The organism is Niabella agricola (genome assembly GCF_021538615.1).
In the GTDB taxonomy this organism is placed as follows: domain Bacteria; phylum Bacteroidota; class Bacteroidia; order Chitinophagales; family Chitinophagaceae; genus Niabella; species Niabella agricola.
Genome location: NZ_JAJHIZ010000003.1, coordinates 2160228 through 2179422 on the forward strand (window position 1 = coordinate 2160228; position 19195 = coordinate 2179422).

The 19195-nt window shown below is 47.6% G+C and carries 20 protein-coding genes; 10 read left to right on the forward strand and 10 right to left on the reverse strand.

The genetic code is table 11. From position 1 onward, the window contains the following. Window positions 1-7 precede the first annotated feature (7 nt). The 3 genes from LL912_RS14490 to LL912_RS14500 all read left to right on the forward strand — a co-directional run bounded on the left by LL912_RS14490 (window position 8) and on the right by LL912_RS14500 (window position 2816). A complete protein-coding gene (locus LL912_RS14490; RefSeq protein ID WP_235554290.1) occupies window positions 8-796 on the forward strand; it encodes a hypothetical protein in 789 nt (262 codons plus the stop codon). Between the two features lie 31 nt (window positions 797-827). Continuing rightward, window positions 828-1475: a pyridoxamine 5'-phosphate oxidase gene (gene pdxH / locus LL912_RS14495; protein WP_235554291.1), complete on the forward strand. Its 648-nt coding sequence runs from the start codon at window positions 828-830 to the stop codon at window positions 1473-1475. A gap of 93 nt (window positions 1476-1568) precedes the next feature. Then, a complete protein-coding gene (locus LL912_RS14500) occupies window positions 1569-2816 on the forward strand; it encodes a PepSY-associated TM helix domain-containing protein (RefSeq protein WP_235554292.1) in 1248 nt (415 codons plus the stop codon). Between the two features lie 80 nt (window positions 2817-2896). Here LL912_RS14500 and LL912_RS14505 read toward each other — a convergent pair whose 3' ends face one another. The 4 genes from LL912_RS14505 to LL912_RS14520 form a co-directional block, all read right to left on the reverse strand. Continuing rightward, entirely contained in the window at window positions 2897-3016 is a 120-nt protein-coding gene (locus tag LL912_RS14505; protein WP_235554293.1) for a 30S ribosomal protein THX, read from the reverse strand. Between the two features lie 147 nt (window positions 3017-3163). After that, entirely contained in the window at window positions 3164-3433 is a 270-nt protein-coding gene (locus LL912_RS14510; protein WP_231007561.1) for an HU family DNA-binding protein, read from the reverse strand. A 298-nt stretch (window positions 3434-3731) separates the two neighbouring features. Beyond that, window positions 3732-4046: a DUF4286 family protein gene (locus LL912_RS14515; RefSeq protein ID WP_235554294.1), complete on the reverse strand. Its 315-nt coding sequence runs from the start codon at window positions 4044-4046 to the stop codon at window positions 3732-3734. Beyond that, complete coding sequence (locus LL912_RS14520; RefSeq protein ID WP_235554295.1) at window positions 4046-4816, reverse strand: exodeoxyribonuclease III; 771 nt, start codon at window positions 4814-4816, stop codon at window positions 4046-4048. Before LL912_RS14520 ends, LL912_RS14515 begins: the two co-directional genes overlap by 1 nt. Window positions 4817-4912: 96 nt before the next feature. On the opposite strand from LL912_RS14520, the gene LL912_RS14525 reads away from it, so the two are divergent. Beyond that, entirely contained in the window at window positions 4913-5662 is a 750-nt protein-coding gene (locus LL912_RS14525; protein ID WP_235554296.1) for an LOG family protein, read from the forward strand. Here the strand turns inward: LL912_RS14525 and LL912_RS14530 are convergent. Both LL912_RS14530 and LL912_RS14535 read right to left on the reverse strand, forming a co-directional pair. Further along, window positions 5659-7218 carry an ArnT family glycosyltransferase gene (locus LL912_RS14530; protein WP_235554297.1) on the reverse strand — a complete coding sequence of 520 codons (1560 nt, stop codon included), beginning with the start codon at window positions 7216-7218 and terminating at the stop codon, window positions 5659-5661. The genes LL912_RS14525 and LL912_RS14530 overlap by 4 nt on opposite strands. An 8-nt stretch (window positions 7219-7226) precedes the next feature. Then, the gene (locus LL912_RS14535; RefSeq protein ID WP_235554298.1) at window positions 7227-7886 is read right to left on the reverse strand and encodes a phosphatase PAP2 family protein; all 660 of its coding nucleotides are present in this window, start codon (window positions 7884-7886) and stop codon (window positions 7227-7229) included. 218 nt (window positions 7887-8104) lie between these two features. On the opposite strand from LL912_RS14535, the gene LL912_RS14540 reads away from it, so the two are divergent. The 4 genes from LL912_RS14540 (at window position 8105) to LL912_RS14555 (ending at window position 11258) form a co-directional block, all read left to right on the forward strand. After that, window positions 8105-8929, forward strand: coding sequence for a 3-keto-disaccharide hydrolase (locus tag LL912_RS14540; protein ID WP_235554299.1), 825 nt, complete (start codon window positions 8105-8107; stop codon window positions 8927-8929). A 14-nt stretch (window positions 8930-8943) separates the two neighbouring features. Then, window positions 8944-9228, forward strand: coding sequence for a SemiSWEET family sugar transporter (locus LL912_RS14545; protein WP_235554300.1), 285 nt, complete (start codon window positions 8944-8946; stop codon window positions 9226-9228). Continuing rightward, window positions 9225-9581 (forward strand): septal ring lytic transglycosylase RlpA family protein, encoded by a 357-nt coding sequence (locus LL912_RS14550; RefSeq protein ID WP_235554301.1) that lies wholly within the window; start codon window positions 9225-9227, stop codon window positions 9579-9581. Before LL912_RS14545 ends, LL912_RS14550 begins: the two co-directional genes overlap by 4 nt. Window positions 9582-10004: 423 nt before the next feature. Next, window positions 10005-11258, forward strand: a complete 1254-nt coding sequence (locus LL912_RS14555; protein ID WP_235554302.1) for an ROK family protein — start codon at window positions 10005-10007, stop codon at window positions 11256-11258. A gap of 4 nt (window positions 11259-11262) precedes the next feature. Here the strand turns inward: LL912_RS14555 and metH are convergent, their stop codons facing one another. From metH to recR, 3 genes are all read right to left on the reverse strand, one after another. Next, the gene (gene metH / locus LL912_RS14560) at window positions 11263-13953 is read right to left on the reverse strand and encodes a methionine synthase (protein ID WP_235554303.1); all 2691 of its coding nucleotides are present in this window, start codon (window positions 13951-13953) and stop codon (window positions 11263-11265) included. Window positions 13954-14041: 88 nt separating this feature from the next. After that, complete coding sequence (locus LL912_RS14565) at window positions 14042-15082, reverse strand: homocysteine S-methyltransferase family protein (RefSeq protein WP_235554304.1); 1041 nt, start codon at window positions 15080-15082, stop codon at window positions 14042-14044. A gap of 254 nt (window positions 15083-15336) precedes the next feature. Beyond that, window positions 15337-15954 carry a recombination mediator RecR gene (gene recR / locus LL912_RS14570; protein ID WP_235554305.1) on the reverse strand — a complete coding sequence of 206 codons (618 nt, stop codon included), beginning with the start codon at window positions 15952-15954 and terminating at the stop codon, window positions 15337-15339. A gap of 164 nt (window positions 15955-16118) precedes the next feature. Here recR and LL912_RS14575 point away from each other — a divergent pair, with 164 nt between their 5' ends. Next, a complete protein-coding gene (locus tag LL912_RS14575; protein ID WP_235554306.1) occupies window positions 16119-17555 on the forward strand; it encodes an Ig-like domain-containing domain in 1437 nt (478 codons plus the stop codon). Between the two features lie 507 nt (window positions 17556-18062). Here the strand turns inward: LL912_RS14575 and LL912_RS14580 are convergent. Next, complete coding sequence (locus LL912_RS14580) at window positions 18063-18713, reverse strand: tetratricopeptide repeat protein (protein WP_235554307.1); 651 nt, start codon at window positions 18711-18713, stop codon at window positions 18063-18065. Window positions 18714-18801: 88 nt separating this feature from the next. Here LL912_RS14580 and LL912_RS14585 point away from each other — a divergent pair, with 88 nt between their 5' ends. Beyond that, entirely contained in the window at window positions 18802-19182 is a 381-nt protein-coding gene (locus LL912_RS14585) for a hypothetical protein (protein WP_235554308.1), read from the forward strand. The last annotated feature ends 13 nt before the right edge of the window (window positions 19183-19195 follow it).

A 19195-nucleotide genomic window follows, 5' to 3' on the forward strand; every position in this document is an offset into this window, starting at 1 on the left:
AAAACGAATGAATGGGTTTCGATTCAATACCGAAAAGTTCGATTTCCGGCCCATTTATGAGGCAATAAAAAGGTATTATCCCATTGGTGTTGATTCCGATCCGGACTTTTATCGTTCGTACCCGGGTCAGATAGAATTTACCGGGATTTTAAATGAACATTTCTACAAAGGAGGCAACTGGCTTACCGCCAGCTGGAATCAGCTGCTGAAGGAATTGTCGGGCAACACCAACAAAGAAATGATTAACACCAGTTATGGCAGGCATTGCTGTTACAGTGCCACGCGCATAACCGACACCATCACCTATAATAACCGCACGCATCAAAACACCATCCATTTTTTTGTAAGTCTTTTGGCTCCTTTTTACACGATTACCGGTGAAAGCCAGAATATATTAACGGTCAAAGAAGATGACTGGCTTCCTCGTTATTATTCAACAAATTATTTCGTGGTTCCACCCCAGGGCGAATTTTCTGAAATGTTTATCCGTGTTGAGGAGGCGATTGAAACAGTTTTTAAGGGCTCCAGATTTGTTCCCTATTGTATTAACGTGCAGGAACTGGAAGGCCTGTATCTCGAAAACCTGGATACGGGCAGGAAACCAATCATTTTTAATGTACTGTTTAACGATCATATTCATCTTCCGGATCCGAAGTACCGGCCCGTTGGCGATACTTTTTATAAAAACGAAGCCTGGACAAAAAAAGGTTACGACCGGTCAAAAGGAGGAGGATGGACCGTTTATTCCCCGTTACATTATTGCAGGAACGGAGCAGATGACAATCCGGAAGGTTGAACATTTCATTCATATATAAACAACATACAACATGAACCAGGAGATTGCGGACATACGGATCAACTACTCAAAAAAAAGCCTTTCAGAAGCCGAAGTAGCTACCGATCCCATTACCCAGTTTGGCAGTTGGTGGCAGGAGGCCGTTAACAGCCAGCTTTCTGAAGTGAATGCCATGACACTGGCCACCACCGGCGCCGATGGGCTCCCCGACGCACGGATCGTTTTATTAAAAGACTTCACTTCCCGGGGATTTGTGTTCTTTACCAATTATCAAAGCCGGAAAGGAAAAGAGCTGGAGCAAAATCCCCATGCCTGCCTGGTTTTTTTCTGGAAAGAACTGGAACGGCAGGTGCGGATTAGCGGCACAGTGTCTAAGGTTCCCGGAGAAGAGAGCGACCAGTACTTTTACTCAAGGCCTGTCGGCAGCCAGATCGGCGCCATTGCCTCCCCGCAAAGTACGGTGATCCCTGACCGGGCCTTCCTCGATCAGCAAACGAAAACAATTACCGACCAGGTTGCATCCGGACAGCCCGTTATACGACCCGAGCACTGGGGTGGCTACCTGGTAACGCCCACAGCCGTTGAGTTCTGGCAGGGAAGACCCAGCCGTTTACATGACCGGCTGCGGTATGTGCTGCAGGAAGACCAGCAATGGAAAATAGAGCGCCTGGCACCCTGACCCGGGCTTCGATGGAAAAATTCCCGATCTCGTAAACAAAACTCCGGATTACGAAAAGATATTGCAGTATCGTAACCGATTTTTGTTGCAACTATGGATACAGGCAACGCTTCCGCTTCGGTTTCAAGGGCAAACCGGAATGGGAAAAAGACCCCGGACTTTTTTAAAAAATGGGCGTCCAGGCTACATTTATGGCTGGGAATGACCGTTGGCATTCTTGTTTTTATCATCTCCATTACAGGGTGCCTGTATGTGTTTAAGGACGAGATCGAAAACCAGTTGCGCAAAAATGTGATCTTCCATCATGAACCTTCCATCGAAACAAAAGCGGTACTCCCTCTTAGAACACTGGAAGCAAAAGTACGGGAGCAATGCCGCGAGCCCTATAACATCCATTGGGTCAATGTTCCGATTGACAAAAGGCGCGCTTACCAGTTCTTCTACTATGAAACCAATCCCCGGGCCTGGAACTATTTCGGGGAGTATATTATTTACAAATCGGTTTATGTAAACCCGTTCACCGGCAAAGTGCTGGCCGTTTACGACGAAAAAAACGGCTTTTTCAGCATCGTTAAAATCATTCACTGGAGTTTTCTGCTCAACAGCGAATGGGGAAAATACGTTACAGGTATACCCGTGCTTATTTTCCTCATCATGATCATTACCGGCATCATTCTGTGGTGGCCCAAAAATAAAAAGGCCCGGAAACAGCGTTTCTGGTTTCAATGGAAAAATGTAAAAGCCTGGCGCCGGAAAAATTATGATTTGCACAGCATACTCGGGTTTTACGCTTCCTTTATTGCATTAATCCTTGCCATAACCGGCCTGTTCTATGCTTTTGCTTTTATACAGCAGGCAATCTATTTCAGCTTCTCCGGGGGAAAGACCAGCCTGCCGGATTTTTCACAGATCACCACCAAAGCACCGGACAGCCTGCGTAATGCACATACCATTGATAAGATCTGTCAGCAGGTAGAAACCCTCTATCCAACGGCATTCAGTTATTCGGTAGACCTGGGCAATGAGCACCTCGACAGTCATGAGCATCCCAACTTTTCGATATACGTAAAGCAATTGGGCTATTCCTATCATATTATGCACCAATTGATCTTTGATGAAAACTCCGGTGCGCTGCTAAAAAATTACAACTATAAAGAGAAAAACCTGGGGGAAAAAGCCATTGGTGCCAATTATGATGTGCACGTGGGAGCCATCCTGGGATTGCCTACAAAAATAATTGCTTTTATAGCAAGCCTTATTTGTGCCTCGCTTCCCGTAACGGGCTTTCTGGTATGGTATGGCAGAAGGCGAAAAAAGAAAAAGCCCAAACGGGTCGTTTGAGCATATCCATATTGTTCATAGCCTATAGATCACAGCTCATAGCAGTTCTATGACCCATGATCTATAAACCATCAACCTGGTTAAGCCGCTTCTTTTTTCTTTGCAGCGGCTTTTGCCTTCTTGGGGTTTGCAGGGCGGCTTTTGCCAAATGATCCCTGGAAACGCTTTCCTTTTGCGGTTTTTTTATCTCCTCTTCCCATGGTTTAAATTTTTGCAAATGTACGGTTTCTTGTCTTTTTACCTCCAAATACGCCGATGAAATTGTAAAACCAGGCATCCGGAGGGTACGGTTCAATAAAAATGCCCCGCAATCAAATCACGGGGCATCTATTCTTTTAGCCAAGCCGTTAGATCTTGGAAGAAAGCTCTTTACCAGCCTTGAAGCGGGCAACTTTTTTTGCTTTAATCTTGATCACAGCGCCGGTTTGGGGGTTACGGCCATTACGTGCTGCTCTTTTGGTTACAGAAAATGTTCCAAAACCTACCAGTGTAACTTTATCACCTTTCTTCAATGTTCTTGTAACTGCATCTACAAAAGAATCTAAAGCTGCGTTTGCCTGTGTTTTTGTAATACCGGCATCTCCGGATAATTTGTCGATCAATTCTGCTTTGTTCATAATAAAATATTTAAGGAGTGTTTTTTATAACGAAACAAAATTAGAGGGTTTTTAATGAGAGTAGCAAAAAACTTTACAACTTTCTCATTTATTTAATTGCCCCGAAACCCGCTCCAGGCAAGCCTTCCAGCAAAAAAGTAGTTCCCTTCCGGCTATTCAAAAGTACCTACACACGCCAAAACCCGCTGCTGACAAGGGTTTCAAGCCCATATCGCCTGAAATCCAGTCTGAGCAAGGCTTTCAGGTAATATACAAATAATTTTAAACATTCGACCACACCTGAAAATCTTATGCACATTCAATTCACAACCTGTAATGCCGACTCAAAGCTATAGCAGTCGGTACCCCAGGTGGTTTTCATTTTTGCTTTCAGAGGCGCATAATGCCATTCGGAAAATTGCCTGTAATCGTTACCGGTGCGGGCATAGAACTGCACCGCATAGGTCGGATCGCCATCATCTTCCTGGTGCATCAGTTTTAAGATCATGGCATCATAGAAGCATCCTGTGGCCAGGAATGCAGGTATATATTCATCTTTCAGCCAGGCCAGCCAGCGGATATGTGCGGCCGCTGTTACTTTGGTGGTAATATTCCATATATATGCAGGTTTCATCAGTGCTTTAATTTTAAGTAAACAGGGCAGTGGTCGCTGTGCTTTACATCCGGATAGATTTCGGCATCTTCCACTTTTTTCTTCAACGCATCGGTAACGGTGATATAGTCGATGCGCCATCCTTTATTGTTGAGCCGTACAGAGGGAAAACGCTGGCTCCACCAGCTGTACCGGTGTGGTTCATCCGGATGAAGGATCCGGAACGTGTCGTTGAATCCGCTCTTCAGCAACTTGGTCATCCACTCCCGTTCCTCCGGAAGAAAGCCCGACGAGTTTTTATTGCCTTTAGGGTCATGAATGTCGATCGCTTCATGGGCAATATTATAATCGCCGCAAAGCACCAGTTTTGGCACTGTTCTGCTGAGTTCGGACAGATAGGTATAAAACTCGTCCAGCCACATATACTTAAAGGCCTGTCGCAGATCTCCGCTGGTACCGCTTGGAAAGTAGGCGTTGATGAGCCGGATATCTCCAAAGTCCATTTGTAACACCCGCCCTTCTTCATCGCTGGTTTGGTGGCCGGTTCCGTACATTACCTGATCCGGTTTCACCTTTGTAAATACGGCTACGCCGCTGTAGCCCTTTTTCTGCGCAGAAAACCAGTAATCTTCATACCCCAGTTCCTGTAGCAGCCGGGTATCTACATCATCTTTGAGGGCCTTGGTTTCCTGCACGCAAATCACATCCGCCGGATCGGTCTTCAGCCAGTCGCAAAAACCTTTCTTTATAGCCGCACGGATCCCGTTAACATTATAGCTTATAATACGCATAGTGTAGAGTACTGTTGATTAAACAAAACAAAAATAAAAGGATTTCGTTATTAAAAAGTTATATAAGTTATATTCGTATCCCTGATAACGCAATATATGGATCCAAAAGAAAAGAGCAGGAGTGCCGAACAGATCATCCCGGCCAAGGAACATATTTATTTAGACGGTCCTAAAAGCAGAACCTATGAACTGGGATTTGCCTTCCATGTACTGTGGCAGTTTTTAAAAGGTTTCCGGACCCTCCATTTTGTAGGGCCCTGTATCACCGTTTTTGGATCGGCCCGTTTTAAGGAAGACCATATTTATTATAAAAAAGCAGAAGAATTCGGAAAAAGAATTGCGGAACTGGGCTTTACCACCATGACCGGGGGCGGACCGGGTATTATGGAAGCGGCCAACAGGGGTGCTTTCGAAAACGGCGGCGAATCAGTAGGCTGCAATATTAAATTACCCTTTGAGCAGCATTATAACAAATACCTGACCGCATCCGTAACCTTTGATCATTTTTTTGTACGCAAGGTGCTGCTGGTGAAATACAGTTATGCGTTCATCATTATGCCGGGCGGATTTGGCACTATGGATGAATTTTTTGAAACCGTAACACTGATCCAGACCAAGACCGTTACCCAGTTTCCTATTGTACTTTTCGGAAAAGCATTTTACAAAGAGCTGATGGTTGCCATTGAAAGTATGGCGGCTCAGGGAACGATTTCTAAAGAAGATCTGAACCTGGTGCTGCTAACAGACGATATTGATGAAGCCATGCGTCATATCAGCCAGTATATAACAACCAACTACAAAATAAAAAAGCGCTGGCGCATTCCCTGGCTGTTTGAAAAACGTTAGCCAGCCCCGTCCGGGATGCCGGTGGCCGCAATTCCTCCTTTATAATACCGCAACCGGGTGATGTAAAAATAGCGAACTACCTTTCCCATCCGGATCTGCGGCAGCACCATTGTATCCGCCACTGTTTTAAAGCACTCCAGCAATCTCCCGGAAGGTGCGCGGTAATAGTTCGACACGCTTATATAATAAGCATCGCTCCCTGTTTTCAGGCCGGCGCGTTGCAGATTTAACCAGGCAAACTGATGGATCTCATCCAAACTTCCCACCGCCATAAACGGGTAATGATAGGCCGCAGCCAGGTACCAGTTGAGATGACCGGCAGGAAACCAGTAGTCCGAGAGTATAAACGCTGCCGGTTGCATGCGGCCAGTGGCCAGGTCTTTTCGGTACAGAGTATCGAAACCTGCGGCAAAAGCATGCCATCCGGTGAAATCCAGCAGCAGGTCGCCGTTACCGGTTTTCAGCGCTTCTTTTGACGAAAAGGTTACCGGTAGGAGAAAAGAAGCCAGCGTAATCAGCAGCACTACCGCAGCAGTAAGCAGATTGGCCCATTGCAGCACCCCGGGCCAGGGCCGCACTGCTTTATTCCGGTGTGCAATCAACACTGCGCCCAACAAAGACAGTACTACATATGAAGGCCCTGTCCAATGCGGAAGCACGTCTCTAAACAAGGAAAAAAACCATACCGGCAGCAGCAGCGGCAGGATAAAACTATGCAGCAACCATTGCTGTTTCCGGGGCAATAACCGTTTTTTGCTGCAATAAACGGCGCCTGAAATTCCCAGGATGCAGCAAACAGGGTTATTATATCCCATTTCGGCCAGCACCTCCTTCAAAAAGCGATCGACACGTACCGGGGAATGATCAATGGCAATGCGCCCCGCGTGATACCCGATGCCAACCCCGCCATTATCCATATTCCAGTAGATAACAGGAAATACGATACAAAGCGTAAGCATCAATGACAGGTACAACACCGGCTCTTTGAGCAGCGCACTCCGGCTGTAAAGCAGGTAGCTCCCCAGTCCGGCCCATAACAGCACACCACTCAGCTTACTCATAGCCGCCAGTCCGCATACCAATCCAAACAACAGCAGTAGGCGGCGTTGCCGGCTGCGTGTTGCCTGGCAGCACAAATCCAACGCCAGCGACAGGGCCAGCAGCCAGCATAGCAATAAAGGGGCATCCGGCATAATCATAAAACCACTGATCATACCGGCGTACACAGAAGCCGTAAATAACAGGGCGGCGATCCAGCCGGCATATGGGCTGTACAGTTTTCGCCCGATTGTAAATACAAGCCAGGTATTGATGCCCCCGATAGCAATAAAGCCCAACCGTAGCAGCAGCTCCTGTTTTAACAGCAGGTTGAGCGACCCGATCCGGATCACCAAGGCCACCATCGGCGGATGATCGAAATAGTTCCACTGCCACTGCTGTGCATAGGCCAGGTAATACACTTCGTCGTTGCCCAGTTCCAGCAAAGCCGATAGCAGCAGCTTGCAAAAAACAACGCCTGCAATCAGGTACCATACTTTTTTCTGAAAGCGCTCCATAAAACCACTTAAGCCGGTACCCCATCCGCGCCGGGAATGGGATTCCTTTTTTTGAGCCAGAACGGACATTGCACAGATGCATATACTACAATGGCCGTTACGCTACCGATCAGCATTCCCGCAAATACATCCGGCAGGAAATGTTGACCCAGGTAGATGCGTGAATACCCGGCCATACAGGCTAAAAAAAAGAACAGTATGCGGGATCGGGCGCTCTTTGTATGCAAACAGCACAGGAGCGCCAGCGCAAAGGCCGATGTGGTATGACCGGATGGAAAGCTGTTATAACCCGAATGCGTAACACCGTCGATAAAATGATGGTAGGTATCGGTTCCCAACGCGGCCATGGGCCTGGGCAAATGCGCCACCTTCTTTAATACCTGGGCAATCAGTCCGGAGATCAGAAAAGCCAGCAATATGCGAAAGCCCAGCAACCGGTTATTCAGCATAAAAAGAAGCAGGGCCAGGAACAGTGAAAACAACCCGTCGCCCACATAGGTATACGCAATAAAAAAATCATCCAGCGCTTTGCAATGAAAAAAGTTTAACCAGAAAAAACTGTATTCCTTTGGTATCAGCAGGCTGGGGAAAGCCAGCAGGAAGGCAAAGAGCAACAGGATGCCGGCAAACGTCCTGTGCTCAATGGCGAGGTTGCGGAGGTATTGCATGAGCAGGTATTTGCAGTCAAAACTATCTTTCTCTTGTTGCCTTTATATTAACTTCCGAAAATTAACAAACAGATAAAATACAGCAGCAATCCATCCGGTATACCCAGACGTCTGTAACGGAATTTAAAAATCCCTGCAGAAACGCTCCCTGTTTTTGCAGGGATTGCATAAAGTAGTACCTTTAAATGTTTGATATCGTAATTAAAAAAATTGTTTTTATGCGGATCCTTTTCCTTACCCTGCTGTCGGCCGTTTCTTTTTTTTCAAATGCCCAGGAAAATTTTCCGCGAAAATGGGTACAGCTCTTTAATGGCAGGGATCTTTCCGGATGGACGCCCAAGATCACCGGCTACGCTTATGGCGATAATTACGGAAACACCTTCCGTGTAGTGGATAAAAAGCTTACGGTGAACTACGATCATTATAAAACCTTCAACGACCGTTTTGGTCACCTGTTCTATAAAACACCATTCTCGTATTACCTGCTGGCAGTGGAATACCGCTTTGTAGGCAAACAAAATAGCGGCGCTCCCGGATGGGCTTATAAGAACAGCGGTGTAATGATCCACTGTCAGCCGCCGGCTACTATGGGCAAGGACCAGGATTTTCCGATTTCCATTGAAGTGCAGCTGCTGGGCGGCGATTCCACCGGCGAACGAAGCACCTGCAACTTATGTACGCCCGGAACCAATGTAGAAATGAACGGGAAACTGGTAACGCAGCATTGCATCAACTCTACCTCAAAAACCTTCCGCAACGAGGAATGGGTGCGGGCTGAAATATTGGTACTGGGCGATTCGGTGGTGAAACATATCGCTAATGGCGACACAGTGTTGGTTTATCAGAAACCGCAGATCGGCGGTGGAAGCGTAACGCATTTTGACCCGGCTGTAAAAAAAGACGGACAACTTTTACAATCCGGGTATATCTCTTTGCAAAGCGAAGGGCATCCTATCGAATTCAGAAAGGTGGAAATCATCGACCTGAGCCCTTATTATGACAAAAAATCCGCCGCCCCAACAAGCAGGGCCTCAAAAAAATAATTCAATTTTTTATTATGGCATGGGCTGTATCGGGAGTGGATCTTTTAGGGTATGTGGCGGGTGCCATTACAACCCTTACGTTTCTGCCGCAGGTGCTAAAGACGATCCGCGAAAAATCAGTAAAAGACATTTCGCTGATGATGTTTGTTATTGCAGCTGTAAATGAAGTACTGTGGATCATTTATGGTGTTCTGAAAGACGATTGGGTGATCATTTTGACAAACGCGGTGATCCTCTGTCTGTCGTTAACGATGATTTATCTTAAGTTCGCCTATGCCCGTAAACATCGTTCTCCATGATACGCCGTATGCTCCTGTTGTTTCTGTTGCTTTTGGGATTGTTTTCCTGCAGTCGTAAAATCAGCGAAACCGGCAAGGCGTCTTATTATGCCGACCGTTTCTCCGGCCGGAAAACTGCCAGTGGTGCTGTGTTCCGTCAAAACAAAAGAACAGCCGCCCACCCTTCCCTGCCTTTTGGCACCATCGTCAAAGTCACCAATCTGAAAAACGGGCGTAAAGTAAAAGTACGTATCAACGACCGGGGCCCCTTTGTTCAGGACAGGATCATTGATCTCAGTAAAAAATCGGCAAGAAAACTCGGCATGCTAAGCGACGGCGTGGTTCCCGTAAAGATCCGTTATAAAAAGAGATAGCCGCCAGATTTACAAATCCGGCGGCCACGGTTCAGAGGGCTAAGAGCAGCCACATTGCATTGCCGGGCGCACTGCATGGCACGCCGACATATAGTTGATTATCATATTGATTGTTTCCCGGGTTTGTTTTGGATTCGATACGTAAAAGTAAGGGTTATCCATTAATCTGCTGCTATTTTTAGCAAGTTTGACTTCTTTTTTTTGCCCTTCTATAATTTGGATAAGGAGCCGCCGGAAATAAGTCCGGAGAATTAAAAAACTTGTATATATTATGGCGAATTAAGCATAATTCATATAGAATTTAAGTAAAAAAAACATTTAATAAAAGAATCTTCTTTATTTTTTGATCGATTTTCGTTTCTTGATTAAATTTTTAAAGTAAGTTTGGCTATTTTCGATAACCTTAACGAAACAGATCGGATCATGAAATCAAAAACGATTGTAGAGAATGAACACCCGCTGCTGCTATCAGAAAGCAGGAAACAATACCTTTTTAAAGTACGGCTGCTGAAATACCTGTATGAGGTAGATGCTGCTTCCGTGGGAGAAATTTGCAAGGCGCTGTCTATAAGTACACCTACCACATTGAAACTGCTGGGCGAACTGAGCAGGGAGCAGTGGATCGAAAAGCGTGGATTCGGAAAATCCATGGGGGGCCGGAAGCCCGACCTGTTCGGGTTGAAAGCGGGATCCCTGTATACCCTTTGTATCGATATTGAACTGTTCAGTGTGAAAATGGTTGTCATGGACAATGTGCATAAGGAGAGCACTCCCATTGTAACCACCGTACATACCCTATCAAAAGACCGGCATGGGATCGACCAGGTGCACCAGATGGCGGTTTCATTGCTGGATCAGTCGGGTATCGATAAAAGCCGGCTGATTGGCGTGAGCATTGGTATGCCCGGACTGGTGGATTCCTTCCAGGGGGAAAACTACAGCTATCTCACCAACGATATTCCGGGGAAAACACTCCAGCACGCGTTTGAAGAAAAGTTCAAGCTTCCGGTAGTACTGCAGAACGATGTAAAGGGTACCGCCCTGGCTGAGTTGCGGCACGGCCAGGCACTCGGCAAAAAGAATGCCCTGGTATTACTGATGGACTGGGGAGTTGGACTGGGCATTATTATGGATGGAAAAGTGCGGCAGGGTGCTTCCGGCTTTTCAGGGGAGATGGGGCATATCCCTTTTATCGATAACGGCGATTTATGTTACTGCGGTAAACATGGCTGCCTGGAAACCGTAGCCTCCGGACTGGCACTGGCCAAGATGGCCAAGGAAGGAATCCTTTCCGGCAAAAACTCGATACTGGCAGAACTTTCTGAAAAAGAAATTGACAATATTGAAGCAGAAGTGGTCATTAAGGCCGCAAACCGCGGAGATCAATACGCCATCAAATTATTATCCAATATCGGTACCAATATGGGAAAGGGTATTTCAACGCTCATTCAGCTGTTTAACCCGGAGCTGATCATCCTTGGTGGTAAAATTGCAGAAGCCCGGCAATACATTACCCTGCCGATGCAGCAGGCCATCAATACCTATTGCATGACGCAGATCCGGGAAAAGGCGTCCATTGTGTCCTCCGAACTTGGAAAGAACGGCCGCCTCCTGGGCTATGCCACTGCTTCCTTCGACCATTATTTTGATTCGCTGCTGCGGGAGCTGGAAGGATGATCTTTTATTCCAGTACCGGCCGGAGCCAGCGCCGCAGATCATCTTCCGGCATTACCTTCCGTTGCATATAATCCAGGAACTGGTCCTCCTGGATCTTTCCAACGCCGAAGTATTTGCTCTCCGGGTGACTGAAATACCAGCCACATACAGATGAAGCCGGGTACATGGCCAGGGATTCAGTCAGATGGATCCCAGTGGCTTCCTCGCCGCCCAGCAGGCTGAATAATTTATATTTTTCAGTATGATCCGGACAGGCCGGGTAACCCGGTGCGGGACGGATGCCCTGATATTTTTCCTGGATGAGTTCGTCGTTTGAAAGCTGCTCTTCTTTTATATATCCCCAAAGTTCCTTCCGTACTTTCTCATGCAATAATTCGGCAAAGGCCTCTGCAAAACGGTCAGACAAAGCCTGCAGGTTGATCTTGCTATAATCATCGTTCTGGGCGATAAACCGCTCCAGGTGCGGCTCTATACCTTGTATGGTTACGGAGAAAGCGCCGATAAAATCGCCCTCCGGGGAGGGACAAATAAAATCTGCCAGGCTCAGGTTGGGTTGGCCCGCCGCCTTTTTTATCTGCTGGCGCAGGAACTGAAGCGGTATCATTTCCCCTTCACCCGGCTGCACCAGCACGGTATCATCCGCCGTTTTTGTTACCGGCCAAAAACCGGCAGCCCCCTGTGCCGTAAGCCATTTTTCCGCAATGATCTGATCCAGCATTTTATTGGCATCCCGGTACAGTTTGGTGGCTTCTTTTCCTACCACCGGATCTTCCAGTATCTGCGGAAACTTGCCATGCAGCTCCCAGGAAATAAAAAACGGCTGCCAGTCGATATACTTCCGTATCTCCGACAGGTCGTAGTTATTAAAGGTACGTACACCGGTAAAAGAAGGCTTCACCGGCTGAAAACCGGTCCAGTCAATGGCCGCTTTATTCTTTTGAGCTTCGCCAAACGGAAGAAACTCTTTTACTTTTTTCTTGCTGGCAAAATCTTCTGCCAGTTTGGTATATTCAGCCCGGATGTTTTCCAGGAACTGTGGCTTCTGCTCCGGGTTTAACAGGGAGCCCACCACGGTTACGCTCCGGGAGGCATCCAGCACGTGCACCACCCCCTTATCAAATTGTGGGGCGATCTTCACCGCCGTGTGCATACGGGAGGTAGTGGCACCTCCAATCAGCAGGGGCTGCGGCATGTTGCGCCGCTGCATTTCATGTGCCACATTTACCATTTCATCCAGGGATGGGGTAATTAACCCGCTGAGCCCGATGATATCGGCTTTTTCCCTTTCAGCCGTATCCAGTATTTTATCCGTAGGTACCATCACGCCCATGTCGATGATCTTATACCCGTTACAGGCCAGTACCACCCCTACGATATTTTTACCGATATCATGCACATCACCTTTTACCGTAGCCATCAGGATGGTAGGCGCTGCATCTTCATTCAGATTGGGATTAGCCAGTTTCTCCTCCTCGATAAAAGGCGTCAGCCAGGCCACGCTTTTCTTCATCACCCTGGCGCTTTTTACCACCTGCGGCAGGAACATCTTGCCCGAACCAAACAGGTCGCCGACCACATCCATCCCGGCCATCAGCGGTCCTTCAATTACATCCAGCGGGCGGGGATAGTTCAGCCGCGCTTCCTCGGTATCAGCATCAATATAATCGGTGATACCGTTTACCAATGCATGCTTCAGCCGCTCTTCCACCGGCGTATTCCTCCAGGCAAGGTCTTTCTTCTCCGTTTTCCCGGACGCTTTTACGGTTTCGGCAAAGGCCAGCAACTTTTCGGTGGCCTCATTGTTTTCGTTGTTCCGGTTCAGGATCACATCTTCACATAACTGGCGCAACTGCGGCTCAATTTCATCATATACCGCCAGCTGTCCGGCATTTACAATACCCATATTCATACCGGCCTTTATAGCATAGTATAAAAACACGGCATGCATGGCCTCCCGCACCGGCTCGTTCCCGCGGAACGAAAACGAAAGATTGCTCACCCCGCCGCTGATGCTTACGGCCGGCATCAGTTGTTTGATCTCTTTTACAGCTTCAATAAAATCGACCCCGTAGTTATTATGCTCTTCGAGCCCGGTGGCGATGGCGAAAATATTCGGATCAAAAATGATGTCCTGCGGAGCGATCCCTACTTTTTCGGTTAGTATCTTATAGGCCCGGTGGCAGATCTCCACCTTCCGTTCCCTGGTATCGGCCTGCCCTTTTTCATCAAAGGCCATTACCACCACTGCGGCTCCAAAGCTTTTACAGATGATCGCCTGTTCAATGAACTTCTCCTCTCCTTCCTTCATGGAAATGGAGTTAACAATGCATTTACCCTGTACACATTTAAGCCCGGCCTGGATGATCTCGAACTTGGACGAGTCGATCATCAACGGCACTTTGGCAATATCCGGTTCGCTCTGCACCAGGTTGATAAAAGTAGTCATGGCCTGCATCCCATCCAACAGGGCATCGTCCATATTGATATCAATCACCTGCGCTCCGTTCTCCACCTGCTGGCGCGCCACGCTCAGCGCTTCTTCATATTTATTTTCGCGAATCAGGCGGGCAAACTTTTTGGAACCGGTTACGTTGGTACGTTCCCCAACATTTATAAAATTCGTTTCGGGCCGTACCACCAATGGCTCCAGCCCCGATAAACTTAAATAAGAATGAATTTTTGTAATTGCTGACATGAATACTCATTTGAACCACAGAGGCACGGAATACACAGAGTGGCGCTAAGGTTTTATAATATCGTTTGTTTGCAGTTTACCACTATCTTTAGTTATACGCAGCCACCGGCAATATCCTCGGAGCCACTCCCTTTACTGCTTTGGCGATGGCCGCGATATGGGCTGGTGTGGTACCGCAGCACCCCCCTACAATATTTACATACCCTTCCTTTGCCCAATCTTCCAGGAACGCCGCGGTCTCTTCCGGAAGTTCGTCGTATTCACCCATAGCATTGGGCAGACCGGCATTGGGATAGGCCGAAACATAACAACCGGCCAGATGGGCCAGTTCGCTCACATGCGGTCGCATCTCTTTGGCTCCCAGCGCACAATTCAGTCCCACACTCAGCGGGCTGGCATGAGCCACCGAAATATAAAAAGCTTCCAGCGTTTGTCCGCTCAACGTTCTTCCAGATGCGTCCGTAATGGTACCGCTGATCATCACCGGTGCCCCTTCGGCACCATTGTCAAAGCGGGCTGCCTTCTCCGGATGGTCTCTGAAAAATTGCTTAACCGCAAAGATGGCGGCTTTTGCGTTGAGCGTATCAAAAATGGTTTCGATCAGCAGCAGATCCGCACCACCATCCACCAGTCCATGGATCTGCTCCGTATATGCCGCCACGACTTCGTCGAATGTAACCGCCCGGTATCCGGGATTGTTTACATCCGGGGAAAGGGAAAGCGTTTTATTCAGAGGTCCGATGGCACCGGCAATAAATTTCGGCCCGGTTCCGGGGTGTTCACTTACAAACGCATCAATCGCCTCGCGGGCGCATTTTACCGAAGCCACATTCAGTTCATAGGCCAGGGACTGCATGTCGTAATCTGCCTGCGCAATCGAAGTGGAGCTGAAGGTATTGGTTTCAATAATATCCGATCCTGCTTCCAGGTATTCCTTATGGATGGCCTTGATCACATCTGGTCGCGTAATACTTAACAGGTCGTTATTTCCTTTTACATCCTTGTGCCAGGTTTGAAACCGCTCGCCCCGGTAATCTTCTTCTGTTAACCGATACCGCTGGATCATGGTACCCATCGCACCATCCAGCACCAGTATGCGTTGCTGTAACAGTTCCTTTATTTTGCTCATTGTACAAAATTTTAGTGATGGCAACAATGTTGCCGGAATCTGTGATCCAAAAAAATAAACGTGGAAAATCTTTAGCAGGAATTCTAACGTTTATTAGTTCAGATTTTTAAACAGGCTGAACAATAAACAAATCCGCCTGCGGCTGCAAAGGTAGGCTTTTTTTATCTTTCAGTGATCAGCAATTAGCTTTCAGCGCCAAAGCTCCGGCCTGTACCTAATGGCTGATCACTGATAGCTGATGGCTAACAGCCTATCTACCGGCTCATATATTTCTCCACGGGGAGGCGGTTTTGAAGGCTGCGGCCCAGGGTAAGTTCATCCGCATATTCCAGCTCACCGCCAAAGGCAATGCCCCGGGCAATGGTGGTGATGCGCACCGGCTGATCCTGCAGCTTTTTCTGGATATAATAAATAGTAGTATCTCCCTGGATGGTGGGATTTAAGGCAAAAATGAGCTCTTCGGTCTTTTCATGTTCTACCCGGTGCAGCAGGGACCCGATGTTCAGCTGGTCGGGACCCACCCCATCCAGCGGAGAGATCACCCCTCCCAGTACATGGTACGTGCCATTATACTGCTGGGTACTTTCGATAGCAATTACATCCCGGATGGTTTCTACCACACAAATGGTATGTTGCTGCCGGTGCGAATTGGAGCAAACGGAACAAAAATCGCCGTCTGCCACGTTGAAGCAACGCTTGCAGAAGCAAATATCCCTGCGCATCCGGTCGATGGTTTCGCTAAACCGGCTCACTTCACCGGGCTCCTGCCGCAGCAGGTGCAGCACCAGCCGCAACGCCGTTTTTTTACCAATACCCGGAAGTTTAGCAAACTCATTAACCGCTGATTCCAATAAACCGGAAGAAAACTGCATCCCGCAAAGATACACCGGAAAATAGAAAATGCCCGGCTTCTCCCGTCAAATCAGGAAGCCGGAACCGTTATCAGCCCACTCCCGGAAGCAGGCACCTGGCGGAAATCCGCGGATATTAACATTCAGTAAGCAACGGGGGGTGTTCCATTTCCCCAAAAGCGATTATGTTTGCAATTCATATGCAAATAAAGCGTCTTACAGGTGTATTTTTCGCTGCTGCTGCTGTGATCATATTGATCTATTCAGGCGGCGGATGCGCTAATATTATTGCCCCAACGGGTGGTCCCAAAGATAGTCTGCCACCACAAATCGTTCGGGTAACTCCGGCGAATGAAACCAAACATTTTGACCAGCAGCGGATCACGTTCTACTTCGACGAATACGTGGAGTTGAATGACGTGTATCAGAACCTGGTGATATCTCCCCTGCCGAAGATCATGCCCCAGGTAGACCGGAAACTGAAAACGGTGACGGTACGGCTTAAAGACAGCCTGAAAGCCAATACTACTTATGTGCTCAATTTCACCAATGTAATTAAAGATATCACCGAGGGAAATAAGGCCAAGGATATGCTGTACGTAGTCACCACCGGGGATTATTTTGATTCACTGCAGTTGAGCGGCAATGTAAAAATGGCAAAAACCGTGAAGCCGGATTCCACCTTAACCGTTATGCTGCATTCCAACCTGGAAGACAGTGCTGTTTTTAAACAGAACCCCGATTATATTGCCAAGCTGGATAGCACCGGCGACTTCCTGTTCCGTTATTTAAAACCGGGCGCTTACCGGCTTTATGCGATCAAAAGCGAGGGCAGCTCCTATATGTATACCAGTAAACAACAGGTATTTGCTTTTGCAGATACTCCGATCGTTGTGCGTGCCGTTCCACCACCGCCCGTCCGGCTCTACGCGTATGTAGAGGAAGAGGAACAGAAAGATAAAGGGGCGGCCGAAGAACCGGAACTTGATAAAAAAGAGAAACGCCTGAAATTTCAAACCAATTTGCAGGCACAGCAGCAGGATCTGTTGTCCCCGCTAAGGATCACCTTTACACATCCTTTAAAGAACTATTTTCCTGAAAAAATGATCCTTACCACCGACAGCAGTTTTGCCTCGGCCACCGGGTATAAATTTACGCTGGACAGTACCCGGAAGATCATTACGATGAACATACAATGGGAGGAAGGAAAGAGATATAATTTGATCCTGCCCAAGGATTTTGCCTCCGACAGCCTGGACCGGGGCCTGCTAAAACCCGATACCCTTACATTCACTACCTTGGCGCGAAAGGATTACGGCCAGGCGCGGATCACCTTTAACAATCTGGATACTTCGGTTCACCCGGTACTGCTGATTTCGCAGGGCGAGCAGCTAAAAAATGCATTCCCGCTCCGCTCCAATATTCTTGAAATTGACCTGTATACCCCGGGGGATTATGACCTGCAGGTTCTTTTTGACCGGAACGGTAACGGGAAATGGGATGCTGGGAATTTTAGCAAACACATTCAGCCGGAGATCATTGTGCCCCTGGACCGTAAGCTCAATTTTAAAGCAAACTGGACATTGGAACCGGAGATCAATTTAAAACCGCCGCCGAAATAGTTAGTTTGAAGTTCCAGGTTTGAGGTTTAAAGCTTCAGGCGTGCCCGCCGTGGCGGGTTGGTCTTCGTTTCTGCTTGGTGAGCGATGCTCAATTCCTGGATTTAATGATCTTTTACAGGAGTGTGATCACAGAGCTGTAACGCCGCCGTCATTTTTGCACTTAATATTTTTTATTGGATATTTGGCATTTCCGAAGGGATGTTTCCTGATTTGAGGGTTAAAGTTTAAGTTTGTTTTATGACCTGATGATCATACTTAAACCTGAGAACTTTTGTTAGATTACGCTTCCTACCAGAGGCCAAATGCCGAAAGCTAAACGCTGAATGCTTTTGTTTCAGGTTGGGTTTGGTTTCTGCTTGGTGGACTTCGCTTTTTCCGGTTCACTACCCGCTATTCCCTGTGATCCGACCGGAATACGATTATGAGCAGTAACGGCATTTTCATTTTCACATTTCCACACTCTCAAATTTTCAAATCGGGCTTCTCAATTCCCGATCCTGAAAACGGCTATCCCGGCATCCGGGAAATGTATTTTTCAATTTCTTTGATCTGGCTTACGATCTGCGGTGTGGTAGGTTTACAGGCCTTAGCCTTGCGGAAGAAATCCTTTGCCGCCCGGAACTCTCTTTTATTCATCATAATGCTGCACATCTGCAGGTAAGCCGCTGCTTCGTTCTCTTTATCGGGCAGTCCTTTTCGGATGGCCTGGCGGATATAACTCTCGCCCTGCCGGGTATTACCTTTTTGCATGGCCAGCATCCCCATTTGCAGTAAACTGGCACCCTCTGCCTCTTTCATCGGCATGCCCAGGTCCAGTCCTTTCTTCATCATCGTTTCAGCGCTGTCAAAATCCTGCTTGCTCATGGCAATATTTCCCTTCAAGGTATAATACACTGAGCGGATCGGCTTGTAAAGCAGGTTGGGGAAGCGGATCGAATTCAGCACTTTTTCAGCGCCCTCCAGGTCTCCGGTTTCCATATACTCCTGGATCAGGCGTAGCGGTCCAAAGAAAAAATGGCTGAATAAAAGAATAACGCCGATCAGGTACAGGGGAAAGGCCGGCCAGAAACTGCCTGCATAGTTTACATATACACCTGCCAGGATTAAGATAATGCTGATCGGTAACCGGTACTTTATCAGAAAATTATACGCTTTCATTGCTGATTTTATTTTATTTTAAGAGGCGGCCGCAGCCATCCCTTTTGGGGCTGCAAAGATAAGGGTTGCCAGCCAGCGTAAAAAGGCTGTGTACAGGTATTTCAGAACCCTGTATTTTTGCAGTATGGTAATGAGTGATGATCTGCAGGTGCGCTGGTGGAACCTGGAAGCAAAATTGGTAGAGCGGTTTGGGAAAAAACCCGATATGGAGACGCTTTTATTTTTAATCGGCATCCAGGAATTCGGGCAGATAAAGCCCAAATTCTCAAAGGAGCAAAAGCAGGACCTGATGCATGTGGCTATCTGTAGTTTGCTGGCTCCCAGCGGCTATTATGCCTATGAAGGAAAGGACAAGGATGGCTGGCCCCATTTCAAACAGCTAAAACAAATGCCGGTGATGAGTCCCGTGGAGCAGGAAAATTTCTTAAAAGACCATGTGTTGCTCTATTTTGAAGAGCATGGTATCTGATGCTTATTACAGG